Below are 8,780 nucleotides of genomic sequence, written 5' to 3'. Positions count from 1 at the left end.
GACCGGGACTGACCTGAGCTTTGCCCGCACCTGGGGCACACGCCTTCAGGGCGCCGTTCGGGAATAGTGCAATCGGCTGGTTGACCACTGCCCGCTTCCCCTCTCCTCCTTGGGAGAGGGGCTGGGGGTGAGGGCCCAGTGCGGATGGCGAGACTCGAACTCGCATGGCAAAGCCACACGCCCCTCAAACGTGCGCGTATACCAGTTCCGCCACATCCGCATTCCAGGTTTAACCATCATAGCGGCAAAAGGGCGGGGCTGTTAAGAGGAGGGGCCATTGCGGTACGGGCTAGTTTAATCTTCTGTCCAAAACCGCTCTGAGAGATACTTATCGGCCCCGTCGCACAAGATGGTCACCACCACGCCGGAGGAGAGCTGACAGGCCACCTGTAGAGCCGCCACCACATTGGCTCCGGCAGAGATGCCCACCAACAAGCCTTCCTCCAAGGCCAAACGCTTGACCATTTTCTGGGCTGCTTCGGTGGAGATCTCGATGTGCTGGTCGGGCAGGGTGGGATCGTAAATCTCGGGCTTGAGAGCAGTGGCCATGTGCTTGAGGCCTTCAAGGCCGTGGAAGGGGGAGTCCGGCTGCATGGCAATGATCTGGATATCGGAGCGGTACTCCCGCAAGCGCCGCCCCACCCCCATGCAGGTGCCGCTGGTGCCTAACCCGGTTACGAAGTGGGTGACCTGTCCCTGGGTTTGCTCCCAGATTTCTACCCCCGTGGTCTCGTAGTGGGCCTGCCAGTTGGCGGGGTTGCTGTACTGGTCGGGATAGAAGTAGAGATCCGGGTTTTCGGCATAGAGGGCGCGGGCTTTCTCGATGGCCCCATCGGAGCCGAGGGCCGGATCTGTGAGCACTACCTCCACCCCGTAGGCGGCGAGGATCTTCTTGCGCTCTGGGCTGGCGTTGGCCGGCAGGGCCAGCTTCACCTTGTACCCCAAAGCTGCCCCGATCCAGGCGTAGGCGATGCCGGTGTTGCCGCTGGTGGCATCCAGGATGATCTTGCCAGGCGTAAGCTTGCCCTCGCGTTCGCCAGCGCGGATCATATTCAGGGCCGGGCGATCCTTGACCGAGCCGCCGGGGTTGTACCACTCTGCTTTGCCATACACTCGCACCGACGGCGGCAGGTCGGCGGTGACCCGCCGCAGGCGAATGAGCGGCGTCCGTCCCACCAGCTCGATGGGGCTCTCGACCGCAGGGGGCAAGGGGCGAGAAGAAAACACGGTTGGATACAAGGGGGATCCCTCGCTAGATAAGCACTGGGCTGGACAACCATTGCTCATCTTATCCCGGTGTTTATCGGCTCTTGCCGGCTTTTTCTGGCCCTCTCCGCGCTTCCCCGAAAACCTCTGGCTAGACTCTAAGATGGGGGTAGGGAAGCACGAGTTCTGGACAGCGGCGTGATGCGGAGGGGCATGGCAGAAATCGGCATTGTAACCGCGCAACAATTTGACCGCCGGCGAGGCCAGATCCATGTTTACGACGGCGAGGGCAAGGGCAAGTCGCAGGCGGCGCTAGGGGTTGTGCTGCGTTCCATTGGGCTGGGGATTGAAAACTCGGCCCCCAGCCGGGTGTTGCTGGTGCGGTTTCTCAAGGGGCCGGGCCGCACCTATGCCGAGGATGCCGCGATTGCCGCTCTGCAGCGCGGCTTCCCCCACCTTATCGATCAACTGCGCACGGGGCGAGGAGAGTTCTTCGGCCCCGACGAGATCACTAAGTTTGACCGCCAAGAGGCCCGCCGCGGCTGGGATGTGGCCAAGGGGGCGCTGGCGTCGGGGTTCTACTCGGTGGTGGTGCTGGACGAGCTGAACCCGGTGCTGGATCTGGGCCTGCTGCCTGTGGACGAGGTCGTCAGCACCCTCAAGCAAAAGCCAGAGGAAATGGAGGTCATCATCACCGGACGGGGCGCCCCTAAGGAAATTATCGACCTAGCAGATTTGCACTCGGAAATGCGCAGCGTGCGGCGGGCGGCGGATCCCCAGGACGGCCAGCCCCTCCTCAGCGGCATCGAGATCTATACCGGCAACGGCAAGGGCAAGTCCACCAGCGCTCTGGGCCGGGCTCTGCAGGCCATTGGGCGCGGCATCAGCAAAGATCTCTCCCACCGCGTCCTGATTATGCAGTGGCTAAAGGGGGGAACGGGCTACACAGAAGATGCGGCCATTCGGGCTTTGCGAGAGAGCTATCCCGATCTAGTAGATCACCAGCGCTGCGGCCGCGACGCCATCGTTTGGCGGGGCAAGCAGCAGGAAATCGACTACGTGGAGGCGGAGCGGGGCTGGGAGCTGGCACGGGCGGCCATCGCCTCTGGGCTTTACAAGACCATTATTCTGGACGAGCTCAACCCAACGGTGGATCTGGAGCTATTGGATGTGGAGCCAATTGTTGAGGCTTTGCTGCGCAAGCCACGCGATACGGAGATCATCATCACAGGGCGCTGCCATGCGCCTTTGCCCTACTTTGAGCTGGCCTCTGTCCATTCGGAAATGGTGAGCCACAAGCATTATGCCGAACAGGGGGCCGATCTGCGGCGCGGGGTGGACTATTGAGCAGGGTGGCGATGCTGGATCAACTCCTGCAGCAAAGCGGGTTCCCCGACGCGAGGGCGCTGGCGCAGGTCTTGCTTGGCCTTTTCCAGACGGAGGTGTGGGTGGAGGGCAAGGAGCGGGTTCCCCAGGGCCCCCTGCTGGTGGTGAGCAACCATCGCAGCTTTTTGGATGCGCCGGTGCTGATTGCTGGGCTGGATCGACCGATTCGTTTTGCCTGCCACTACTACCTATCGCAAGTGCCCCTCTTGCGGGAGGTTGCCTTGGCCCTGGGTTGTATCCCCCTCCAGCAGGGATCAGGGCCGCAGCTTGCCTTTTTTCGCCAGGCGCAGGCTACTCTGGCGGCAGGCGGAGGGGTGGGGATCTTCCCGGAAGGGGCGGAGCAGATTACTCGCGAGACCTCGCCCCAAGAGCTGGGCTGGTTTCAGCCGGGCTTTGCCCATCTGGCCTTGGCTGCTGGCGTGGATCCCCTGCCGATCCTGCCGGTGGCCGTGTGGGCGCAGGAAGAGTGGCGGGCGATGGATATTCCCATGGCTTTCTTCCGCTGGTTTGATCCCACGGAGCCCAGGTTTCAGCGGCCGGGGGGGCATCCGGTGGTGATCTACCGTCAGGTGGTGGTTCGAGTGGGATCCCCTCTTTGGGTGAGGGGAGCAAGGCGCTATACCTGCCGCCAGGAGCGGCTGCAGCTCATTCGGGAGTTAACGGCAGCCGCCCGCGAACAGGTGCGCTTGGGGTTGACAAGGAGATGGAAAGATTGAAAAGCAAGCCCACCGCCTCTAGTCCAAGCCGCCAGAAGCGGCCCCTGCTGCTCTATTTGCCGGGTATGGATGGCACCGGCAAATTGTTTTACCGGCAGGCGCAGGCTCTGCAAGCCGAGTTTCGCGTCCGCCCTCTGAGCTTAAACCATCCCGAAGCGGGGCATAGCTGGGAGAGCTTGGCCGATTGGGTGGGATCCCAACTGGAGGAGGGAGCCTACCTGTGTGGCGAGTCCTTCGGAGCTTGCCTAGCCCTGGCTGTAGCTGCCCAGCAGCCGGAGCGCTGTCGTGGCCTGATTCTGGTCAATCCGGCCTCCTCGCTGCGGCGCCGGCCCTGGTGGTGGGCAGGTCAGGTTCTCCTGCCCTTTTTGCCGCCGGGACTTTACCACCAACTGGCGGAGCGGGGGTTAGGGTTTTTGGCGGAGCTAAGCCAAATGGAGCCGCCGGATCGGGAGCGGCTGCGCCAGGCCGTTCACAGTGTTGAGCCCACGGTGGCCGCCCAGCGCCTGGCCTTGCTGGGATCGTTTGTCGTGGAGGAGCTGCCCCTGGAGTCGATGACCCTGCCGACGTTGCTGGTGGCGGGGGGGCGGGATCGCCTCCTGCCCTCGGTGCAGGAGGTGCAGCGTCTGGCGGAGCGACTGCCCCAGGCCCAGGTGGAGATCTCGCCTTTAAGCGGCCATGCCTGCCTTCTGGAGCGGCAGATGAACCTGCGGCGCTACTTGCTCAAGCCCGATGGGGTCTTTGCCCCGCTACTGCTCAATTCCGCTCTGGCCCCCTGAGCAGCAAGAGGGAGCCCCACAGGTTTTCGATTCGCTCTTGGCAGAAGCCGTCTTTCCCCTCTCGATCCAGCCAGAGGGCTCTCAGGCCTGCTGCCTTGGCCCCCTCATAGTCTTCGCGGCGGCTGTCGCCAATGTGCCAGGCAGCGGCAGGCGGGATCCCCTGGGCCGCTAGGGCAGCCTGGAAGATGCGGGGATCGGGCTTGGCATAGCCCACCTGGGTAGAGAGAGTAAGGCTAGAAAAATAGCCGTCCAGTTGCAGCGCCTGCAGCACTCGCACTAGACGGCTGTCGAAATTGGAGATTACCCCTAGCTGGATCCCTTCCTGTTGCAGGGCTTGCAAAACTGGCAGCGTCTCGGGATAGAGCTCCCAGGGATCCGACGTGGCAAAATGCTCGAACAGGTGGGCAAAAAACGCTGCAAAGCGCTCCTCCCCAAAGGCAGTAAGGGATCCCTCCACCTGGGCAAAGGTCTGGCGCACCACTTGATGCCACCAGGCCCGCTCCCACTCCTCTAAAAGGGATCCCGTCAAGCCCACGCAGGCGGGTGGCGGAGCACTGGCAAAAGCTTGGGCAAAGGCGCGATCCAACGCCCGTGGTTCCACGGCTACCCCGTATTCTGCCGCTAGCTGACTGTAGACTTGGCCCACGCTGCCCCGCACCCGGAACAGGGTGCCGACGGCATCGAAAAAGATCGCCTTCGGCCTCATTGCTGGTTTTCGTAGCGCGCGTAGGCCTCCACAATCCGCTGGACTAGAGGGTGGCGCACCACATCCCGCTGGTCAAAGTAGCAAAAGGCAACCCCCTCTACCCCCGCCAGGATGCGCTCTGCAGCCGCCAGGCCCGACAGGCGATGCTTGCCCAGATCCGTTTGGGTGAGATCCCCGGTAACCACCATGCGGGAGCGGAAGCCCAGCCGCGTGAGGGCCATCTTCATCTGCTCCGGGGTGGTGTTTTGGGCCTCGTCCAAGATGATGAAAGCGTTGCTGAGGGTACGCCCCCGCATGTAGGCCAGCGGCACCACCTCGATGACTCCCTGGGCCATAAGCTGGGGCAGCTTGGCCGGGTCGATAAACTCGAACAGGGCATCGTAGAGAGGCCGCAGATAGGGATCTACCTTTTCCACCAGATCCCCTGGCAAGAAGCCCAGCTTCTCCCCTGCCTCTACCGCTGGTCGCGTCAGGATCAAACGCTCGTACTCGCGGTTTTGCAGGGCTGTGATGGCCACAACGGCAGCCAGATAGGTTTTCCCGGTGCCTGCCGGCCCGATGCCGAAGCAGAGATCGTGGGTGCGAATGGCTTGCACGTACTCCTGTTGGCGGGGTGTCTTGGGCCGGATCAACTCTCCCTTACGGGTGCGGGCCAACACACCTGCTTGCGCTTGCTGATAGGCCGTAGCCTCCTGGCCGGAGAGGGCGCGAAAAGCTTGCTCCGCATCAATCACCGTGACAGGGTGTCCAGTTTGCCAAAGCGGCTTCAGCAATTCTAGCCACTGCCGCACCTGCTGCCGCTGCTGAGGGGTGCCTTTCAGGTACAGGTCTTGTCCGCGCAGCGTTACAGAGGCACCACTGGAGCGACTGATCCACTTCAGGTTGGCCTCCTGAATGCCCGCCAAGGACATGGCCTGCCGAGGGCTTGACAAAGAGATGATCTCCAGATCGGTGGCGGCAGAAGTGTCGTGCATGCCGTGGGCGCCGGGCACCCCGCGAGACTTGCAATGGTGATCTTATCAAAAACGGTTGTCAAAGCGCTCCGGGTTGCGGAAAGCTGCTGCAGAGACCAAACGAGCGCAAGAGTGCTTAACAGGGGCATTGCACAAATTAATGTGTTTTGGAATACGAGGTCCCAGAAGATCTGCGCTGAGTAAGGATCTGGGTTTCGGCCTTGGTTGGCAATCAAGTCTTGGGGAATTAACAGATTCCTATGGTTCCCTAAAAAAGTATTGCAAAGGTCTATTTCTCTGGGAATAGCCGCCATCCATCAAGTAAAGTTGACCTATTACAAAGAGCTTGAGACCTTAATCTCTTGCCCGATCGAGGAAGAGCCTGAGGTTCTCAGCCCCGATGTCACAGTTCATCTGAGATTCTCCATCCAGCAGCAGGGAGAGGAATAGGTTTGTCTTTAAAACCTTTCCCCGGCTCATTTTTGGGATCCCTGTAAGCTCTTTACAGCTTCTCACTTCTGGAGTCATTTTGAAGAAAAGGAGAGATAGATGTTTACCCAATCGGCTACACCCGCTACGTCAGGGCTGCCACAAATGGATTTGACGCAAGTCCCGCCAGAGATTACCTGCGATGGCAGCGACTTAGACTGGAGCCAAGCCGCAGCGATCGAGGGCACCCAACCCCAAGAGGAGAACTTGCAGGGCTGGATCGCCTTTTACGGCCTGCGGGTCAACCAAGAACCGGGCAACATCCTGCACTGGCAGGGGCAGCCGCTGCGGGCCAGCTGCATTCGCTTTTTTGTGAAAAATGTGGCTTGGCGCTATGGCTTTTCTTTCTCCACCAGCATCCGCTCTCCTCTCGGCAAAGGGATCCCCACGCCTTCGGAGTGGCGCTACCCCGGTCTTTGCCGCTACGGCCTGGTGCTGTTCCAGCCCAACGCCCGGTTGGTGGCCCGGCAGGTCTGGGAATCCTCGCCGGAGCAGCCGCAAGAGGTGGATCTGGATCCCAACTTGGATATCGCCTTCAACGTCAATGACGCCAAGGGCAGCTACGGCGACAACAGCGGCAGCTTCGATATCTATGTGCAGGTGGTGAACTGAGCTGCAGCAGGGATCCCGCTCGAGAACAGTTGCCGGGTGGGATCCCATCTTCTACAATAGGTGAACCGGCGGCTGGATCCCAGCTTGCTGAGGTCTCTGCCGCTCTGGAGAGGTGGCTGAGTGGTCGAAAGCGGCTTCCTGCTAAGAAGTTACGGGGCCCAAAAGCTCCGTCGAGGGTTCGAATCCCTCCCTCTCCGTTGTTGTGGCCAGTTCCTAGCCGCCCTTGCCGGTGGTGGAGGGCACCCATGGGTCAGGCGTGGCTGCTGAGTCAGTGGGGGGTGGCGCTCTGGCTCAATCTGGCCTTGGTGGCGCTGGCCCTGCTGAGCCCCCAGAAGGCGCTGACGCGAGCTGGGGTTCTCCACGCGGGCCTGCTGGGCCTGTTGGTGTGGGGGGGCCTGGGAGGGCGGGGTTACCTGGTCGTAGCCGCCTATTTTTTAGTCGGCACCGCCGTAACCAAGCTGGGGATCCGCCGCAAGCAGGCCCAGGGGATCGCCGAAAAGCGAGAGGGGGCGCGAGGGCCGGAAAATGTCTGGGGATCTGCCCTGACGGGAGCTGCCTGTGCGGTGGGATATGCGCTTTTTGCCCATCCCCTCTGGTGGTTGGGGTATAGCGCCAGCTTCGCCGCCAAGTTGGCCGATACCGTCAGCAGCGAGGTGGGAAAAGCCTACGGACGTCAGACCTTTTTGATCACCACCTTGCAGCCGGTGCCAGCAGGCACTGAGGGAGCCGTCAGCCTGGAGGGATCCCTGGCGGGGGTGGCGGCAGCAGGAGGGATGGCCGCCTTGGCCTGGGGCATTGGCGGAGAATGGGTGGGAGGGAATTTCCTATGGTTGGGAATCTGCTGGCTGGCCGGGATCCTGGCCACTTTGGCAGAAAGCTGGATGGGGGTGGTGTTGCAGCCTCGCTTGGCTTGGATGAGCAATGAAGTGGTGAACGGCATTCAAACGACCCTAGCAGCTCTTTTAGCAGTGGGTCTGGGGGCGCTTTTGGGGATCGGATCCTAAAAAGATGCCCAAGCGCTCCGCGCCGCTGCCCTCACCCCCAGCCCTTCTCCCTCTGGGAGAGGGGAGTTAGAGCGTTGCGTAGCAATAACGAGGCAAAGAACCGTTTCGTTGCTGTTTGAAATGACTGTATTTTTGAGATTGAGAATGGCGCCGTTGCCATTGGGAATGGCTATGCAAAGCAAGAAATAAATAAAGAGGGAGAAGCTCTCCCTCTGCGCCGATTGGCTGGGAACTAGACCGATTGCTCTGGACCTCTCCTAGCGCAGGCCGCTGGGCTTGTAAACCAAGAAGCTGAGCACCTGGCACTGCTTAATGTTGTCGAAACCCACCACACGGATGAAGCAATTGGGGTAGGCGCTGCGGCAGGCCTGTACCTCGGTCAGCACCTCCTGGGGAGAAGTGGCGCTGAACAGGGGCAATTTCCACAGCGTCCAGTAGTGGTCGGTGGGCTGCGAAGACTCGTTGAATTCGATGGCAGGAATGTAGCCTTGATCCAAGATGTACTGCACCTGCTTGAGGATCTGCAGATCCGTCATCGGAGGCAAGTAGGAAAAAGTTTCGTAGCGGCGCTCTTTCGGCAAGGTTTGCATGACTGAAGTTACTCCGTTTCAGGTGTAGGGTTCTGAAGAGGGGATCCCGCTTCCGGGTGCGTGGCCAGCGGGGATCCCGCTGCTGAGGTAAGCCGTTCCAGGTGGCTACGGCGGTGTTCCATGTTGGCTTGCTGGATGCCGGTCTTGGCCATCTCCGGCAAGTAGTCCACCACCTCCGCCGCAATGTGCTCGCGAACGGTCATGATGCGATAGGCCAGGTCAGGACGCTCTGCCAGCAAAGCCCGCAGGTAGGTTTCCCCCTCCTGAAGGTTTTGCCGAGCCGAGAACTGCTGCAGCCACAGGGCCCTGGGAGGATCCGTCTCGCTCAGTTGGGCCAGCACC

The 8,780-nt window shown here is 61.2% G+C and carries 10 protein-coding genes and 2 tRNA genes; 6 read left to right on the top strand and 6 right to left on the bottom strand.

Annotated elements, in window-relative coordinates; translation table 11 throughout:
- Positions 1 to 139 precede the first annotated feature (139 nt).
- Both NW809_RS08620 and NW809_RS08615 read right to left on the bottom strand, forming a co-directional pair.
- Positions 140 to 220 (bottom strand) — tRNA-Leu (locus NW809_RS08620).
- Between the two features lie 74 nt (positions 221 to 294).
- The gene (locus tag NW809_RS08615; protein WP_414401945.1) at positions 295 to 1,239 is read right to left on the bottom strand and encodes a PLP-dependent cysteine synthase family protein; all 945 of its coding nucleotides are present in this window, start codon (positions 1,237 to 1,239) and stop codon (positions 295 to 297) included.
- Positions 1,240 to 1,419: 180 nt separating this feature from the next.
- On the opposite strand from NW809_RS08615, the gene NW809_RS08610 reads away from it, so the two are divergent.
- Genes NW809_RS08610 through NW809_RS08600 form a run of 3 tightly spaced genes read left to right on the top strand, consistent with a single transcriptional unit; the run spans position 1,420 to position 4,084 of the window.
- Positions 1,420 to 2,553 (top strand): cob(I)yrinic acid a,c-diamide adenosyltransferase, encoded by a 1,134-nt coding sequence (locus NW809_RS08610; RefSeq protein ID WP_011430071.1) that lies wholly within the window; start codon positions 1,420 to 1,422, stop codon positions 2,551 to 2,553.
- A gap of 11 nt (positions 2,554 to 2,564) precedes the next feature.
- Positions 2,565 to 3,308, top strand: a complete 744-nt coding sequence (locus NW809_RS08605; RefSeq protein ID WP_414346787.1) for a lysophospholipid acyltransferase family protein — start codon at positions 2,565 to 2,567, stop codon at positions 3,306 to 3,308.
- Positions 3,296 to 4,084 (top strand): alpha/beta fold hydrolase, encoded by a 789-nt coding sequence (locus tag NW809_RS08600; RefSeq protein ID WP_414401944.1) that lies wholly within the window; start codon positions 3,296 to 3,298, stop codon positions 4,082 to 4,084. The genes NW809_RS08605 and NW809_RS08600 overlap by 13 nt, the downstream gene beginning before the upstream one ends.
- Here NW809_RS08600 and NW809_RS08595 read toward each other — a convergent pair.
- Together NW809_RS08595 and NW809_RS08590 are read right to left on the bottom strand one after the other, a co-directional pair.
- The gene (locus tag NW809_RS08595) at positions 4,062 to 4,790 is read right to left on the bottom strand and encodes an HAD-IA family hydrolase (RefSeq protein ID WP_414401943.1); all 729 of its coding nucleotides are present in this window, start codon (positions 4,788 to 4,790) and stop codon (positions 4,062 to 4,064) included. The genes NW809_RS08600 and NW809_RS08595 overlap by 23 nt on opposite strands.
- Entirely contained in the window at positions 4,787 to 5,764 is a 978-nt protein-coding gene (locus NW809_RS08590; protein WP_414401946.1) for a PhoH family protein, read from the bottom strand. The genes NW809_RS08595 and NW809_RS08590 overlap by 4 nt, the downstream gene beginning before the upstream one ends.
- A gap of 573 nt (positions 5,765 to 6,337) precedes the next feature.
- Between NW809_RS08590 and NW809_RS08585 the strand changes: the two genes are divergently transcribed.
- The 3 genes from NW809_RS08585 (at position 6,338) to NW809_RS08575 (ending at position 7,848) form a co-directional block, all read left to right on the top strand.
- Positions 6,338 to 6,844 carry a hypothetical protein gene (locus NW809_RS08585; RefSeq protein ID WP_414346781.1) on the top strand — a complete coding sequence of 169 codons (507 nt, stop codon included), beginning with the start codon at positions 6,338 to 6,340 and terminating at the stop codon, positions 6,842 to 6,844.
- A 106-nt stretch (positions 6,845 to 6,950) separates the two neighbouring features.
- Positions 6,951 to 7,041, top strand: a tRNA-Ser gene (locus NW809_RS08580).
- Between the two features lie 48 nt (positions 7,042 to 7,089).
- Positions 7,090 to 7,848, top strand: coding sequence for a DUF92 domain-containing protein (locus NW809_RS08575; RefSeq protein ID WP_414346779.1), 759 nt, complete (start codon positions 7,090 to 7,092; stop codon positions 7,846 to 7,848).
- A gap of 257 nt (positions 7,849 to 8,105) precedes the next feature.
- Here the strand turns inward: NW809_RS08575 and NW809_RS08570 are convergent, their stop codons facing one another.
- Both NW809_RS08570 and NW809_RS08565 read right to left on the bottom strand, forming a co-directional pair.
- Positions 8,106 to 8,438 carry a ribulose bisphosphate carboxylase small subunit gene (locus tag NW809_RS08570; protein ID WP_011430063.1) on the bottom strand — a complete coding sequence of 111 codons (333 nt, stop codon included), beginning with the start codon at positions 8,436 to 8,438 and terminating at the stop codon, positions 8,106 to 8,108.
- 8 nt (positions 8,439 to 8,446) lie between these two features.
- The coding region (locus NW809_RS08565) for a chaperonin family protein RbcX (protein ID WP_414401942.1) at positions 8,447 to 8,780 on the bottom strand (334 nt) is incomplete at its 5' end.

Origin of the sequence: Synechococcus sp. WC101, assembly GCF_047461555.1 — a bacterium.
Lineage (GTDB): Bacteria > Cyanobacteriota > Cyanobacteriia > Thermostichales > Thermostichaceae > Thermostichus.
This window is presented reverse-complemented; position numbering and strand designations above follow the sequence as displayed.